Source organism: Tardiphaga sp. 20_F10_N6_6 (assembly GCF_052076045.1).
In the GTDB taxonomy this organism is placed as follows: Bacteria; Pseudomonadota; Alphaproteobacteria; order Rhizobiales; family Xanthobacteraceae; genus Tardiphaga; species Tardiphaga robiniae.
In genome coordinates, this window is sequence record NZ_CP197239.1 from 1,818,580 (window position 1) to 1,833,058 (window position 14,479).

Consider the following 14,479-nt stretch of genomic DNA (forward strand, 5'->3'; position numbering starts at 1 on the left):
ACTCACGGGAGCCGCCGCCTTGTCGCTTCGCCTGCCAACCGCCGCAGCACAGCCTAGCCCGTTCATCGCAGGCGGGATGCCGACGATGTCGAGCCGCGAGATCGCGGAGCTGGTCGAAAGCCGGCACGATAGCGTCAAGCGGACGGTAGAGCGTCTGGTCGAGCGCCGGATCATTTCCCAGCCACCATTGGTGGACGGCCCGAAGTCAGCCAACGGCGTCGCTACGCAAGAGTATTTGCTCGGCAAGCGCGACAGCTACATCGTCGTGGCGCAGCTCTCACCCGCATTCACAGCCCGGCTTGTCGACCGCTGGCAGGAGCTCGAGGCGCGCCTTGTGCCCGCCCTCCCCGATCTCAATAATCCCGCAACACTGAAGGCGCTGCTGCTGCAGAGCCTTGACAGCACCATCGAGCTGCAAAGCCGTGTCGCAGCGCTGGCACCGAAGGCCGACGCCCTCGATCGCCTGGCTGACACCGACGGCATGATTCTGATCAGCGACGCGGCGAAGCAGTTGCAAATGCAGATCAAGGAACTGTTCGCCTGGCTGCGGGCAAACCGCTGGATCTTCCGTCGCGGTCACTCCAAGCGCGACATCGGCCACGCCGACAAGATTAGAGACGGCTATCTCGCCCACAAGTATCGCTCGATCGTTCAAGGCGGCGAGACCGTGCTCAAGGAGCAGGTCTATCTGACGCCGAAGGGACTGACACGGCTAGCTGAGATCCTCGGACAAAAGCCGGAGGTGTCATAGTGCTCGACACTTCCCGCCTCACCTTCGCCCTTCGAAGCAGAATCACTCAGCCCGCCCGTAGCAATCCCGCTGCGTGCCAGGAGGATGAGTTGATGATTAGTGCGCAAACAGAGACGACTGTTACACACTGCAACAAAGGCCTACACGAACTCACAGAGGAAAGCCGCTTTCAGCAAGGCAACGGGTGGGGTTGCCGCACCTGCTGGCGCGAACGTACCTTGGCGCGTGGGGGGATGCCGTTAGCAAATCGAGCTCCGACCTATGACGAGTGGAAGGCCGGCGCAAAACGCAGTTGCAAAAATGGCCATGCACTCGAGACAGAAGCTGACTTCCGCATGCCGACAGAGCGTGAAGCGGAAAAGGGCCGGAGGTCCGTGCTGTGTCGCACTTGCTTGGCCGCGACTGCGAAGAAGTGCAAGGTCGAAGCGAACTTCTCAGAACAGACGATCCGCCGCATAGTGGCATTGATAGTTGATTTTGGTTTCACAAAGCACAACTTGACGGGCCGGCGGGGCCGCAATTTTGACGGCAAACACCAGCCTCGGTTTACCAAGGGTGTCACGGATGGGACGCGGTTCAACAACTGGCTCCGCAAAAACCCAAAGATGGCTGCCGTTCTCGAAAAGCAGCTAGAGATAAACCGCCAAGCCCACAAGCAAGAGGGCATGGCCAAGCGCCGCAAAGATAAACTGCGGATATCGGCGAATTCCAATGTCGTCGATATCATCGACGCCGCATTGCCGAAGTGGCTCGACCGTGACCAGCGTAGCGACATCACCACGGCCATGTACCTCGCGCTCGCAGACGGTCACCTGAAGAAAAAAGACATCAAGGCGCGGGTCGGTGAGTACGTGCGCGCCAACAACAAGCTTTCCCAAAACATTGGCCGCTACGGCTTCAACTCGCTCGACGCTCCAATGGGCGACGACAATCCGGCGTCACGCATAGAGCGGCTCACCGACGCCGATCGACTTTGGCAATCTGCATAATTTAGCACAGCACGGAGGCGCGCCCGGTTCGCCGGGCGGGTCCTCACAAACAAAGGGGATGGGAATGTTCGCAATGCAAACCGTAGACCAATCGACCAACCCGCCGCAGGTGTTGCGGTTGCCTGACGGCGAATCGCGCAAGCGCACGGCGCCCTCGGCCCTGGACGTGATCAGGCGCGACTATCACAAGATATCGCCTCCGGATCCGAAGTTCGAGCAGATGCTGCTCGACATGCAGAATGCCAACGACCTGACCGGCATGCTCGCCCTTTACGAAGCGCTGACAGCAGCGGCCGAGACGTTGCTCGGCGTCTTCAACAAGCCCCGGACGGACGGGATCGCGGCGGGATACGTCGAGACTGTGATCTATGACGATCTTTGGGCGCGCGCCTATGCCGTAGCCTTCGCAATGAAGGACATGCAAGCGGACGACTTCAGTCGCGAGTGGTTCGCTGAGACTTTGTTCAGCTGCGCCCTCCGAATGGATGCCGGCTTGGACGCAGCTGTGGCTGTGGTCGCCCACGTAAACGGAGGAACACGCTGATGCTGCATCTTCCACAGACTGTCGATCACCGCACGACTTTCGTGCCGAAGATCTCCGCCAAGAAGAAGTCCCAGCGACTTGCGTCGCCGCTGAACATCGCCGTCGCAGATCACAAGGCAGCATCGCAGCTGCGCCGATCGCGCGAAACTCTTCTTGAGAAGCTGTACGCTGCACATCCATATCTGAAACCAGACCTGCGACCTCACTTCCAAGCTGATCCGGCTGGCTACGCTGAGTTCGAACGGAGGTGCCGTAAGTTTGGAATCACGGCAGCTGAACGGCTCGTCTATGACGCCGTCATGATTCAGCGGCGCGCCCTTCGGCAATTCATAAATGCCGTGCCCACTTCCAAGGCTGAAGTTGGTCGCTACGCGCGCTATCTGATGCTCGCCGTGCGCAACGAGGTCGGCGGAAATTTCTATCCGCACATTGGTATGGACGAGTGCCGGGCTCGGGGTGGGCCGGAAGCCTGCCACGAACGGGAACAGGCAGCTTTTCTCCATTTGGAAGCTGCTTTCCGCGCTCTCGCTAAGCGGACATAGTGAGGAGAATACGATGGCGCGTGAGCAGGCTCCTATCCCCATGTACCCCGATGAAAATCGGATCGCCCTGGAGGTGATGGGCCCGGCACGCGCGAAGGAGTGGCCCAGCAAGGCGCGATACCTGGAAGACAAGCACGGCCTCCCCCCAGTCGACGAACTCATGGGAGGTCGTTTCTGGCCAGCCGTCGTCGAGTATTTCAAAACGCGGCACGGAATTGCATTGCCACCCGCCGTTGACGGGGTTTCAAATTCATGGATGACGAGTACCCGCGTCCGGGTGGTGCCGTTCAAGCCGGACGGCAAGGAAAGCTTCGATGGCCCGGAAACACAACGCCCTGATGGTCGGCGGCATCGAAGTCGAGATCACCGGTCAGGGGTTTAGGATCATCACGCGTCCGTCTGGTGTGCGTGAGGCCTACTGGTACGCCGCCAAGCGCGCTGTCGATGTCGGCTTCCAGCCACCGACCGTCCGTCTGCATGGCGACCTGAACTCACTCACCGCCGTCAACACGATGTTCAATCGCTGCAACGACCTTTGGTCGGAAATGCTGGATTGGATCACCGCCGGGAAAGTTGATACCCGCCCGGTCTATGATGGCACCGTCGGTTCGCTGATCCGTTGCTATCAGACCGACAAGCAGTCTCCGTTTCACGACACCCGCCACAATACCCAGCGCGGCTACCTTACTTGGCTGACCGCACTCGACAAGGTCGCCGGCCGGCGTCGTATCTCCGCCCTCACTGGCGCAGATCTGCGGACGTGGTTTCGCGAAGTCCGCAAGCCGACCAAGCCCGGCGGTCTGCCGCGCGAGCGTCTTGCCAAGGCCATCATCCAGATATTCCGGATCATCCTCGCCTATGGCTGCGAACTCGGCCTGCAGGACTGCCTGAAGCTGGCTGAGATGATCGACGGCATGGAGTTCAGGAAAGAGAACGACGAGAAGAAGCTCGGCAAGGTGAAGAAGGCGCCCAAGGTCGTGATGACTTATGCCCATGCCGAAGCGATTGTGCTCAAAGGCATCGAGATGGGCACGCGACGCAGCCGGTCAGTTGCCCTCGCCGTTTCCGCGCAGTTCGAGTTTACCATCAGCCAGATCGACGCCATCGGCTACTGGATGCCAGCGCGCGCCGTCGAGGTCACCGACGACATGATTATCCGCGGCGGTAAGGTCTGGCGTCCCGGGCTTCGGTTCGAGGACTTCGAGACGGGCATCCTAGATCTCTCGCGGCTCAAAACCGGCCACGCCGCCCAGTTCGACGTGATGGAGTATCCCCTCTTCCAGCTTGCGCTGGCAGCGGTGCCTGAGGATCTGCGCACCGGCCCTTATGTCACAGATGAGAACGGAGACCCCGTCCGATACCGGGTGTTCTACGACATGTACCGCAGCGTCGCCGACGCAGCCGGCGTGCCCAAGGAGGTCTGGAACGCCCGGGCCCGCCATGGCGGCGGCACAGAGGCGCGCGCGTCAGGCGCTTCGATCGAGGACACCACCGACCACATGCAGAAGTCTGACATGGAAGGCACCAGGCGCGACTATATCGCCGGCAATGTCGAAACGACGCGGCGCGTGGCGAGAAGTCGGGTCGCTGAGCGGAAGAAGGCGGATGGCGACGGTCAGCAGTGATGGCCAGCCATGTGACCGGTCTAGGGAAAATTCAACCTAAGTGGACTGGCATCAACCGATCTGCTGGCAATATTGGCACGCGCCAGCCGAACGATCTCTGACGAATTGTCTCGGAAAATTATCTCGGCTTGATCGCGAGTGGGGGATGCGACCGTTACCGCACAAGATAAACGGCCTCTTCCGTCAGACATTTGAAAATAGAACGTGTAACCGGTTTTCGGTTCCTGTTCTTGCATTGCGCTTCCCCAAGCTGTGACGCCCCCACGCCACATCAGAAAAGTGTTCGCGCTTTGCGGCCAGACTATGACCCAAGGTCCCGTGGCGTCGGCCGGTCAGTGGACGTCTCTCTTGGTGTAGCCGTGCGCGATCATCGCATCATGAAATGCGTTTCTAGCTCGCACGGTGCGGGCCACTTCTTGGTTTGCGGAATTCAGTTGGGCGACCACGTCAAGCCATTGGGCAGATGCTTGCAGGTCATTCCCGACATAGTCCGAGATTTGCACCTTCCGAAACATTCTGAAACACTCGGAGCATGTCCGCCCCTTCACAGCGAAACGAACAGCTCGACGGCCTGCGAGGGTATGCAGCCCTCATGGTCCTCTTCTTCCACGCCATCCTGGGCGCTGATCCGGATTTAGTCAGCCGAGTGCTCTACCGGAACTCTAGCGAGATCAACGGATCGAGCGATTGGCTGTCAAAGATCGGGCTCACCCTCATGAACGGCCAGACGGCGGTCGTCTTGTTCTTCATCATGAGCGGTGCGGTCCTCTTTGAAAGTCTCATGAGAGACAGCTCACCCACTCCATTGCTCATTCGCAATTTCTTCATCCGCCGCTTCTTCAGAATATACCCCGTGCTACTCGTCTGCCTGGTAGCGTGCTGGCTGGTTTTCAACGCGTGCGGAACGCCTCGCCCACTAGACAGCCTTCTTCTCAACTTGAGTCTGCTGGAATATCCCGTAAACGGCGCCACCTGGACGCTTGGCGTCGAAGCATGGGGGGCAGTCCTGCTCGCGCTCGGCTTCCTGGCCTTCAAACGCTTCAAAGAGGCCGGACTGATCGTCGTAGCGCTGATATTCGCGTACCTCTACCTGCCGCCGTTGAAGGGATACCTCGTCCAGTTCCGCATGTTCATCTACTGCTTCGCCCTGGGCGCATTGATCCCCACATCGCTTGGCAAAGCCGTGATCAGTCGCATACCGACCTGGTCGTGGCCCGTCCTGCTCATCGGTACTCTTTTTGCGCGGCACACCATTCAGGAGTCGATTGCGGCGTTGCTGGTTGGACTCATTTACAACCGGAAAGCCGGCGTATTCGGCGATGTGCTGGCCAGGCCAATATCAGTATTTCTTGGCACCATCAGCTACAGCCTGTACCTGTGGAACGTGTTATTTCTGGAAATCATTAATCTCCAGCTCCATCAAATATCAGGCTTGCCGCACCCGCTGATCACCGGCCTCGTCTCGGGCTTGGTAATCACGGCTTTCACCGTGCCCGTAGCCTACCTGTCGGTGAAATACGTAGAGCTTCCATTCATCGGTGTCGGTCGCCTGCTCACATCACGGAAGAAAGAGGGCCAAGCGACATTCTCACCTCAGCAAAGTGGAGCGTAGGACAGTTCAGGCCATTCTTCTTGCCCAGCGACTGATAAGCTGATCATGCGGCACGGTCACCGCCGCGGGATATCGCCGCCGGCAAGCAGGGCATAACCAACCCGGCACGATTACCCGCTGACGCGACGTAGACGCAGGCGAACCTGTGTAGTCCCCCAAATCAACCGCCAGGCGCCGCGCCTGACCTGGTTCTGGAACCTCATCTCGGAGTCGCCGCCGAGCGCGTCGAGCACGATGATCGCGCGTTTGAACACGGCTTTCAGCGCGGCGTGATATCGGGCGGCCTGGGGGCTGGCTGGCATGAGCCATCTACAAACCGCCCGGAACTCTCCGCCCTTTTCGCGATTTTAGTCGAAAGCACTGGAGGTGAAGGCATGATCAAATACACGCCGCACGACCTTGAGTTCTTGGTCAAACGTGAACTGGCGAAAACAAGGCCGAGCGCCGCCGAGGAGGTCCGTATACAAATCCTTAGAGGTTGCGGCGGGTGGTATCCCGTCTGTCATTTCAAAAGGGACCGCTCGAAAGAAGATCAGAGTGCTATCGCGGAGCTGGTCGCTTCGATCGGACAAGAGCTGGCGCCGAGCCACGAACTGATCGGTTGAGATTGAAGTCAAAGAGCAATGGCTTTCGGCCCTTTCACCGTCAAATCCCCCACGGGAACGCTTAAGATCGTCACGACCGGCAGCGCATCCGCTTTCGTGCGAACCGTTGGGTACCTCGCCCGCCCGCACTGGCGCATCGCTCATCGTATGCTTGAGGTCGCATGGATGAGTGACGCTGACCACGCTGCGGCCGAGTACGCTTTCCGTCACGCCCTCGAAATGGACAGATTGCTCATCGAGTGATCTTCCCGCGAATTGCGCTTGTCGCAGTAATCTCTTACAGGAAGTCAGACTCCCACCTTCTTATGACGTCTGACTTCCATGCCCAAAAAGAAAGTGACCGCCGACGAGCTGATCTGGCTCTTCCACGAGAAGCTCGCGAGCTCCAACTTCCCCAAAGCCGGAATTGCAATCATTCCAATTGGTGGCGGCAACTGGTCCGCGCTGACGAACGCCACGGAACGCCGGCACTATCCTGATCTTGCAAAGACTGTGGCGCGTATCGAGAAGCAGCTGCGAGTTCGTTACAATTTGAAGGAAAGCTGACTTCTCACGAGCCGAAGTCGTTACCTCCGCCCGCGACAGTTCCCTGCTACGGTTACTGCCAGAAGGCAGGGACCGATGGCAAAGAAGCCGATTTCCAAAGCCGATTTGGCGAAGCTTATCCGCCATCGCATGGACGAACATGCCGAGTGCCCACCGGGGATTTCCGTTGAGATACGGAAGGTCAAGACCTCCGAAGGTCCTGGCTGGAGCGCCATAACTAATCCCGCCGACAGTATCTCCCACGTCAAATGCGCGCGCATCGTCGGAGCGCTGACGCTGGAGCTTCGGAAGAAGTATGAGCTCTCCGAGGACTGACATTGGACGGACTGCGCGTTTGTCCCTCGGAACTAAACCGCCCTTGGCCTGTTTTATGACCCCATCGACAAGGGGGGCATTTTGAACAGCAATGTATTTAACCGTCAGCTCGCTCCAACGAGCGACGAGCAGAGCCTCATCAAAGCCCGTTACTGCCGATCGATCTTGAAGGTGGCCGCGATCAGCACCGACTCCGAAGCGCGGGGACTGCTGGAAGGCCTGGCGACCGAGCAACCGACTTCCAACACTTCTGCCGCGATGGCTGAGGCCGAACGCGCTGCTTTGTCCGCTATCCGCGATCTGGCTGGATAGCTGCAGAGCAGAATCGCGCACCAAGGCTCTACCGAGTGGGTACGGGCTATGCGGACCATCGAAAATTGGCTTAACGTTCATAATCGATAGACCTCGCGTGCAAGGCGGAGAAACTGGAAGATGTGACGTAGGCGATGGCAAAACAGCAAAAGACCGCTCGCGAGCTTCAGCTCCTTGTATCGGAATGGCTTGGTATCCCGCCCGAAGACCATAGGTCCGAGCAAATCAAGATATTCGCCTTGAACGACACCTGGCGCGCCATGTCCGCTCGCCACGACGACCATCCCGACTTCAGGAATGACGTGATCGCGGCGAGCATCCTTCTCTCGGAACGTTATGGCTTGAAGGACTGAGCGCTTGCTCATCGAAACGTCGCCACATGCGCGCGTCATGCGGGAAAGGTCCTGCGAAACCGCGGTTCAACCCGGGCACGGCAGCCAGGACCCGTCCTTGCACGCGGCCTTCACCGCCCCACCGTGACGAGCCTGCCAACAGCTCTCGCACAGAGCTAAAGAGTCATTGCCTTCGCGCGCAGGTTGCGCTTCCCTATTTGCTTTAGTAGGGGGAGAGCATGGAAGGCCTTCTAATAGTTGCCGTCATAGTCTCATTTCTGCCTGCCCTCGTGTCCCTGAGCGGGCGCGGGATCTGGAAATTCCTTGCGTTCTTATGCTGCCTGATCGCGGCCGTCGGCGCGATCCCAACATTCGGCCTTTCTGTCGTTTTCTGGATTGCTGCCTGGGTATTTGCCGGCATAGCGATTTCGACCAGGCGCAATGAGGCACGTATGGAGCGCATTGAACGAGCGCTCGTTTCCAAGGCTCGTGAGGACTCGCCGGTAGACAGACTCTTGTCCAACGTCAATCAGCAGACGCCCCCGACGCACCGGCGGCTGACGATCTGCGTCGTTGCGCTCGGCGCTGTATTGCTAGGTTTTGCTATAGTCTCGCGAACAACATCGAATGATGTTGTGAACAACGCGCTTCAGCCACCAGCATCCGAGAAAACAATCGCTGCTCAAGTCATAAATACAACGCAACCCGTGCAATCCAAGGCGCCGACTATTTCTCCCGAAGCGAAGAAGGCGACAGTCGATAAATCCGACGAGATGCAATCCAACCGCCTAAAACTTATGGAGAAGATGAGGGCACAAGGTGTTTTTCAAAAAGTTGAGATGCCAGGAAACCTGCCTCGGCTCTGGGTGGACTCAGGCTTCCACTCCGCTGACTTCGAGACAAAGCAGAAGTTCGTCAGCGTTGTTTACGCCTACTATTTTAATGGCAGCAACATCGCAGACAGCGTCCGTATATACGACGGCAAAACCGGTAAGGAGATCGGCGACTATTCAATCGGAAATCCTGGGCTGAAGCTGTTTTGAACGTCGTAGTGAGCCATCTAATCAGCGGCGTTATGATCTCTCTCACATGCAAAATGAAACCAAGCGGACGACGTCACCAATGTTAAGATCACGCGGCGGTTGGCGCGGGCTCGGGCGGCGGTTAGGAAAAAGATAAAGAACTCGGCCTAACTTTTGTGGCTGCGCCCTTTGCCGAAGCTAACTCGCAGGTATCATTCTCTCTATTTCTTCAAGCAAAGCCAAATGTCTCGCGGTGTGCATCGGCGCACCGCAAAAATATCGCTCCTGAGAAAATGGAGTCCCTGGACGCCGTTCAATAAGAAATCGGGGGACAAGATATCGAAGGTGATGAGTGTTCCGGTCGATCTCAAAGTCTATGCGCGCAAAATCCATCTTAGCTGGAACTCCGTAAGTCTCGGTAGTCTGCTCAGCAATCATTGCAGTTATTTTAGTGAATATCGGAAAAACCGCGGACAACGGACGGTCGAACTCGACGACTACTTGGCTAACAAAAGTCTTTTGTACTTTCGAAATAAAGTCCCTGAAGCCGAAGTTCTCACGAAGAAACGAAAGAAGGTCGTCAAGGAAAGCAAGGGCCCCCTCTGTTGTCGATGAACTTACAACAATGCCGTCATTGTAGGCGGTAAAGTCCGCGATGGAGATGAGTTGGCCGCCCCACTCAAATAAGCCGTTCTCAAATTTAGCTCCGTTTTTTGCAATCTCATCCCTTGGAATATTAACTGGCGGATAGCCCCTAAAATTATAGTGGCTTACAATTCCCTCAACCACCTTTCGGCCGTCAACCGAGAGCAGCGGGCTGATTTCCTCCAGTGGGAATAAGAAAGATGTTCGGCCTGTTTCGAATGCGACTACTTTCATTGAAGGATTCTCATTTCTGACCTTGAAGATGCTTTAAACGCACTCATCGCTTGCGAGTTGTCGTTCATCTCCAGTCTATCGTGCAGCGGGGTTTCATACCGTTGATAGGAGTTTGCTGCGGCATCCGCACGACCGTAAACATCTTGCCTGTTCTCTATAACGTAGAAGCTTGACCGCTCGGCACGAGCGAGCGACTCACGGATTGTATCGGGTTGCAGCCCTCTAACGGTCATGTCTTCCGTTTGCCGCAGAAAATCGGGGTAGGAAACGAATTTCACGACAAGCGCAACGTCCGTCGCGCAGGCGATGTCCAGCAGCGTCTGAACCGTGACCTTCCCGTAGGATGTGTCTTCAAGCCGTGAGATTACGCTCTGCTTCTTTCCAGTAATCTCCGCAAATTCGGTTTGCGTCAGTCCAAGTTTTTCACGGAGTGCTTGAATTTGGTAAGCGATGCCACCGCCCACCTGTGTACGCAGGTATCCATCACGATAAATCTTTTGCGCAAATTTTCTTAGCTTATTCAGGCCTGACACAGGACGGAGCCTTTCTTGGATTTGCCTCAACTTCCTTCTTCTTCCTAACTAGGATTTTGCGGATCCCGGCCGGTGTGTAGACGCGCTGTTTGTGGTATCCGATGTCCAGCACAATAAACTCACGCCGTTGAACGCTGCTGAAAAAACCGAACACCCTCCATTGCACGCTTCCGTCCAATCGCACTTCGACAATGCGATTATTTTTATCGAAGTATTCCGACCAGGGCGGCTTCCATTGATCTAACTGCTCGAGACCGCCGAACACACTGTCATGCGAACCATGAACGTCCGGGGCAGAATCGAACCATCGCCGCCACAAGTTCGGCTCTCGGCCATCATCGTAACAGCGATACGTCCACATAATATTACTTTTTTGCGATATTACCAGCCAACGACCGCTTAGGTTGTGCGCGACCGAATCTCCCCCCAATTTGGAACATGGCTGATTAATTAGCTAGGTTCCGAGACGGCCCAGCGAACAAACACCGAAAATGGAATTGCTTACGGGATTGCTTACGAATTGCTTACAAGCTCGACCCCGTCAGGGGAAATTCGCTAGCGAAATGAGGATGGTGGGGGAAGAAGGACTCGAACCTTCGAAGTCATAAGACGGCTGATTTACAGTCAGCTCCCTTTGCCACTCGGGACACTCCCCCGCCTGACGCCATCGGACCCAAGCCCAACAAGACCTTGGCCCAACACGGCAGTCCCACCGAATAAGTGGCTGGACGGCCATGGATGACGTTAAAACGCGCGCCCGTAAACGGGCTCCCGGTTGGCGCGTTTATGACGGAAGCCATGGGGCAAAGTCAACCGACCCTGGCAGGAATATCCCCCCTTCCCGACCTCTTTCCGGGGGCCCCAAATTGCCATTATTCGGCATGCGTGAGACAAGCCAGCCATGAGCGATCGAGAACGAAAACAGCGATTCCAGCGTGGACCTGACAAGGGACGCGACGGCCAAAGCAGTCAAAACCGGGATAAACCGCGCGATCAGGGCCGGCGGCCGCCCCGGCGGGGCCGGGAATCCGGCGGCGATGGCCCGGCCATTCTCTATGGCTGGCATACCGTCACCATGGCGCTGGCCAATCCGCAGCGGAAAATCCTCAAGCTGATTCTGACCGAGAACGCCGCCCGGCGCCTCGCGGAGGAGAAGATAGATACCCGCGTTGCCCCGGTGCTGGTCCGTCCGGACGAGATCGACCGCCGCCTTGGGCCCGACGCCGTCCATCAGGGCCTTTTGGCCGAGGTCGAGCCGCTGGAATCGCCGGATCTGGACAGCCTGTCCCAGGACGGCATCGTGCTGGTGCTCGACCAGATCACCGACCCGCATAATGTCGGCGCCATCCTGCGCTCGGCCGCGGCCTTCGCAGTCAAGGCGATCATCACCACGGCCCGGCACAGCCCGGAGGCCACCGGCGTGCTGGCGAAATCCGCCTCCGGTGCGTTGGAACTGGTGCCGATGATCACGGTGCCCAATCTGGCGCGGGCGCTGAATGAATTGAACGATCTCGGTTTCATGACCGTCGGTCTCGACAGCGAGGGCAGCGAGAACATCAGCGCGATCCAGCTGCAACAGCCGCTGGCGCTGGTGCTCGGTGCCGAAGGCAGCGGCTTGCGACGGCTGACGCGAGAGACCTGCAGCGTCGTCGCGCGGCTCGACATGCCCGGCGAGATCAAGAGCCTCAACGTGTCGAATGCCGCCGTGCTCGCGCTCTATGTCGGCGCCAGCAAGCTCGGACTGATGGGCTAGAGCGTTTTCGAGCGAAGTGGGTCCCGGTTCGCGTCAAGAAAACGCGTCAAAACAAGAATCCCTCTATCCAAAACGAAAACGCCCGCCCGCATTGCTGCGAGCGGGCGTTCGTCGTTCGATCAGATCAGTACGCGCGGCGATGCTGCTGCGACTGGTGATAACCACGCTGCGGTCCTGCGGCGCGCGGCGCATACATCACCTTCGGCGCGCCGTAGCGATGTGCCTGATGATAACCGGTGCGCGCCACATAGCTGCGCTGCGTAGTGCCGTAACGCGTGCGCGGCTGCATGCTGTAGCCGTAGCGATAGCTCGGGCGCGCACGATACTGGCTGCGCGACGGATAGCTGTAGATCGCCGGCGCGCGATAGGCCGGACCATAGGAGTAGTTCACCGGATTGGCATAGGGGCCGCCGTAATAGCCGCGACGATAGCCGTAACCGTAACCTTGACCGTAACCCTGGCCATAGCCGCGCCAGCCGATCGCAGTCTCCTGATAGGTCGGGACCGGAGCGAACATGCCCGGGCCGCTGAAGGTCGGGCCCTGGTTGGCGTAATAATACTGACGCGTCACCGGCGTCGGATCGGGCAGCCGCTCATAGGCGGCCACACCGGCGTAACCGTAACCGGCGCTATAGCCCTGTCCGCAGGGGCTGACATAGGCCTGACCGCAAGGCGAACAGCCGTTTGAGGTGAACAGGCCGCCGCCGCAGGCCATTGCAGGCGCTGCGCCGGCAGTGGCGGTGACAACGGCGAATGCCGCAACCCATTTTGAAATCGCGTTACGCATGAATACTCTCTCCTGTCGGGTGTCTTTTTTTGGTGTTGGTGATTGATCGGTCAGCGTCGGAATTCCGGCGGTGCGACGATGACCTCAGGTGGATTGAACGGCACTTCATTTTGCCGCTCCATCGGCGCGGATTTCGCCGACCAGTGCTCGTGGAAGCTCTCGGCCGGCTGCGGCAATTTGCGATTGGCCGGCGGCTCGATTTCCAAACGCCCGTAGCCGGGCTTGTGGCCGAGGCTCGGATAGTAGTGGCCGACATTCGGCACCGGATCGACGTAACGACCGCCATAGACTGTCGGTTGAATATGAATGCCGCGCTGCAAGCCCCAATCGCCTTCGATCACGCGATAGGACGCATCGACGCCGTTGATGATGATCGGCACGCCGGGACGACCGGGCACGACGATGTTGAAACCATCGGCGGCTGCAGCCGGAAGCGTGGTCGCGATCACGAAAAGCACTGCTGAAAGGGTTCGCATGGCCATGTCCTGCATCTCGGCGGTACGATATTCGAACGCCTGGCAGGATGGGTTAAGGGCGCGGTCTAAACTGCCGGTAAGCCTAACGCGCAAGCATCAGGCGAAGTTCAAATGCGCGGGATCGCAGCGTGGATTCGTTAACGCAACGCGCTCGCACGGCGATCTGATCCCGGTCGAAAGACGTCAAGCGCGCGCCGCACACATCTTGCGCGTTGCCTTGGCAACGTGGTCTGATCCCTTCAGCCGTCGTTGTCGCAGACATCTGCAGTCGTCATGTCCGGAGAGCCCCGATGAAGTTCCTCAGTGCAGCCATCATCCTGTCGACGCTGGTCGCGACCCCTGCTTTCGCGCGCCACTGGAAACATCATCACAGCGCCGAAACCTTCGTCTTTGCCGCACCCGGCCAGCCCTACCGGATCCAGTTCGGGCACAATTACGGTCCGGGTCTGCAGCCGGGCACCTTCGCCTATTACGACGGTCCCCTCGCCGCCCGCTGCAAGCAATCGGCCGCGGCCTATCGCGGCCAGGACGGCCGGGCGTATCCCTGCTTCTGATTAAGGTTCCACAGGCCGGTTGACGGGTGGGCAGATTGGCCACTGCGATCGAACTACTCAACCTCTGCCGCATTGCCGCGCCGGAGGTGGCACATGCCCTACGCGCTATTCGAAGACGACCAGAAGCTCAGCCAGGAATTCCCGACCGAGGAGGACGTCTGGCAACATGCCGACGAAGCCGGGCTCGTTGATGTTGTGGACGGCAAGACGGTGCTGGAGGACGGCTACACTATTCAACCGTGCAGCACCGAAGAGGACACGGGCAAGCCGATCGCGGTACCGTCGGCAGTGACCTAGGAACG

The 14,479-nt window shown here is 58.3% G+C and carries 21 protein-coding genes and 1 tRNA gene; 16 read left to right on the forward strand and 6 right to left on the reverse strand.

All coding sequences use genetic code 11. The features are described from left to right. Nucleotides 1-19: 19 nt before the first annotated feature. The 7 genes from AB7813_RS08910 (at nt 20) to AB7813_RS08940 (ending at nt 6,063) form a co-directional block, all read left to right on the forward strand. A complete protein-coding gene (locus AB7813_RS08910; RefSeq protein ID WP_441228062.1) occupies nt 20-751 on the forward strand; it encodes a phage regulatory protein/antirepressor Ant in 732 nt (243 codons plus the stop codon). Continuing rightward, nucleotides 751-1,740 carry a hypothetical protein gene (locus tag AB7813_RS08915; RefSeq protein ID WP_441228063.1) on the forward strand — a complete coding sequence of 330 codons (990 nt, stop codon included), beginning with the start codon at nt 751-753 and terminating at the stop codon, nt 1,738-1,740. The genes AB7813_RS08910 and AB7813_RS08915 overlap by 1 nt, the downstream gene beginning before the upstream one ends. Before the next feature lie 73 nt (nt 1,741-1,813). Beyond that, nucleotides 1,814-2,284, forward strand: coding sequence for a hypothetical protein (locus AB7813_RS08920; protein WP_441228064.1), 471 nt, complete (start codon nt 1,814-1,816; stop codon nt 2,282-2,284). Continuing rightward, nucleotides 2,284-2,826, forward strand: coding sequence for a hypothetical protein (locus AB7813_RS08925; RefSeq protein WP_441228065.1), 543 nt, complete (start codon nt 2,284-2,286; stop codon nt 2,824-2,826). The genes AB7813_RS08920 and AB7813_RS08925 overlap by 1 nt, the downstream gene beginning before the upstream one ends. Nucleotides 2,827-2,839: 13 nt before the next feature. Continuing rightward, nucleotides 2,840-3,208, forward strand: coding sequence for a hypothetical protein (locus tag AB7813_RS08930; protein WP_441228066.1), 369 nt, complete (start codon nt 2,840-2,842; stop codon nt 3,206-3,208). After that, nucleotides 3,141-4,451 (forward strand): hypothetical protein, encoded by a 1,311-nt coding sequence (locus AB7813_RS08935; protein ID WP_441228067.1) that lies wholly within the window; start codon nt 3,141-3,143, stop codon nt 4,449-4,451. Before AB7813_RS08930 ends, AB7813_RS08935 begins: the two co-directional genes overlap by 68 nt. Before the next feature lie 532 nt (nt 4,452-4,983). Further along, nucleotides 4,984-6,063, forward strand: coding sequence for an acyltransferase family protein (locus tag AB7813_RS08940; RefSeq protein ID WP_441228068.1), 1,080 nt, complete (start codon nt 4,984-4,986; stop codon nt 6,061-6,063). Between the two features lie 110 nt (nt 6,064-6,173). On the opposite strand, the gene AB7813_RS08945 is transcribed toward AB7813_RS08940, so the two are convergent. After that, a complete protein-coding gene (locus AB7813_RS08945) occupies nt 6,174-6,365 on the reverse strand; it encodes a hypothetical protein (protein WP_441228069.1) in 192 nt (63 codons plus the stop codon). Between the two features lie 72 nt (nt 6,366-6,437). On the opposite strand from AB7813_RS08945, the gene AB7813_RS08950 reads away from it, so the two are divergent. The 6 genes from AB7813_RS08950 (at nt 6,438) to AB7813_RS08975 (ending at nt 9,216) form a co-directional block, all read left to right on the forward strand. Continuing rightward, a complete protein-coding gene (locus AB7813_RS08950) occupies nt 6,438-6,668 on the forward strand; it encodes a hypothetical protein (protein ID WP_441228070.1) in 231 nt (76 codons plus the stop codon). A gap of 321 nt (nt 6,669-6,989) precedes the next feature. Next, the gene (locus AB7813_RS08955) at nt 6,990-7,214 is read left to right on the forward strand and encodes a hypothetical protein (protein WP_441228071.1); all 225 of its coding nucleotides are present in this window, start codon (nt 6,990-6,992) and stop codon (nt 7,212-7,214) included. A gap of 75 nt (nt 7,215-7,289) precedes the next feature. After that, nucleotides 7,290-7,529, forward strand: coding sequence for a hypothetical protein (locus AB7813_RS08960; RefSeq protein ID WP_441228072.1), 240 nt, complete (start codon nt 7,290-7,292; stop codon nt 7,527-7,529). 81 nt (nt 7,530-7,610) lie between these two features. Beyond that, a complete protein-coding gene (locus AB7813_RS08965) occupies nt 7,611-7,841 on the forward strand; it encodes a hypothetical protein (RefSeq protein WP_441228073.1) in 231 nt (76 codons plus the stop codon). A gap of 134 nt (nt 7,842-7,975) precedes the next feature. Beyond that, nucleotides 7,976-8,194: a hypothetical protein gene (locus AB7813_RS08970; protein WP_441228074.1), complete on the forward strand. Its 219-nt coding sequence runs from the start codon at nt 7,976-7,978 to the stop codon at nt 8,192-8,194. 218 nt (nt 8,195-8,412) lie between these two features. Continuing rightward, a complete protein-coding gene (locus AB7813_RS08975; RefSeq protein ID WP_441228075.1) occupies nt 8,413-9,216 on the forward strand; it encodes a hypothetical protein in 804 nt (267 codons plus the stop codon). Nucleotides 9,217-9,393: 177 nt separating this feature from the next. On the opposite strand, the gene AB7813_RS08980 is transcribed toward AB7813_RS08975, so the two are convergent. From AB7813_RS08980 to AB7813_RS08990, 3 genes are all read right to left on the reverse strand, one after another. Continuing rightward, nucleotides 9,394-10,074: a hypothetical protein gene (locus AB7813_RS08980; RefSeq protein WP_441228076.1), complete on the reverse strand. Its 681-nt coding sequence runs from the start codon at nt 10,072-10,074 to the stop codon at nt 9,394-9,396. Then, complete coding sequence (locus AB7813_RS08985; protein WP_441228077.1) at nt 10,071-10,607, reverse strand: helix-turn-helix domain-containing protein; 537 nt, start codon at nt 10,605-10,607, stop codon at nt 10,071-10,073. Before AB7813_RS08985 ends, AB7813_RS08980 begins: the two co-directional genes overlap by 4 nt. Nucleotides 10,608-11,177: 570 nt before the next feature. Beyond that, nucleotides 11,178-11,263: transfer RNA gene (locus AB7813_RS08990), tRNA-Tyr, on the reverse strand. A gap of 245 nt (nt 11,264-11,508) precedes the next feature. Between AB7813_RS08990 and rlmB the strand changes: the two genes are divergently transcribed. Next, on the forward strand, nt 11,509-12,360 hold the full coding sequence (gene rlmB / locus AB7813_RS08995; protein ID WP_439064265.1) for a 23S rRNA (guanosine(2251)-2'-O)-methyltransferase RlmB: 852 nt from the start codon (nt 11,509-11,511) through the stop codon (nt 12,358-12,360). A 124-nt stretch (nt 12,361-12,484) separates the two neighbouring features. Here the strand turns inward: rlmB and AB7813_RS09000 are convergent, their stop codons facing one another. Then, nucleotides 12,485-13,147: a hypothetical protein gene (locus AB7813_RS09000; protein WP_439064266.1), complete on the reverse strand. Its 663-nt coding sequence runs from the start codon at nt 13,145-13,147 to the stop codon at nt 12,485-12,487. A gap of 50 nt (nt 13,148-13,197) precedes the next feature. Further along, entirely contained in the window at nt 13,198-13,623 is a 426-nt protein-coding gene (locus AB7813_RS09005; RefSeq protein ID WP_184518042.1) for a hypothetical protein, read from the reverse strand. A gap of 290 nt (nt 13,624-13,913) precedes the next feature. Between AB7813_RS09005 and AB7813_RS09010 the strand changes: the two genes are divergently transcribed. Together AB7813_RS09010 and AB7813_RS09015 are read left to right on the forward strand one after the other, a co-directional pair. Further along, the gene (locus AB7813_RS09010; protein WP_093762074.1) at nt 13,914-14,177 is read left to right on the forward strand and encodes a hypothetical protein; all 264 of its coding nucleotides are present in this window, start codon (nt 13,914-13,916) and stop codon (nt 14,175-14,177) included. A gap of 93 nt (nt 14,178-14,270) precedes the next feature. After that, complete coding sequence (locus AB7813_RS09015; RefSeq protein WP_439064267.1) at nt 14,271-14,474, forward strand: hypothetical protein; 204 nt, start codon at nt 14,271-14,273, stop codon at nt 14,472-14,474. The last annotated feature ends 5 nt before the right edge of the window (nt 14,475-14,479 follow it).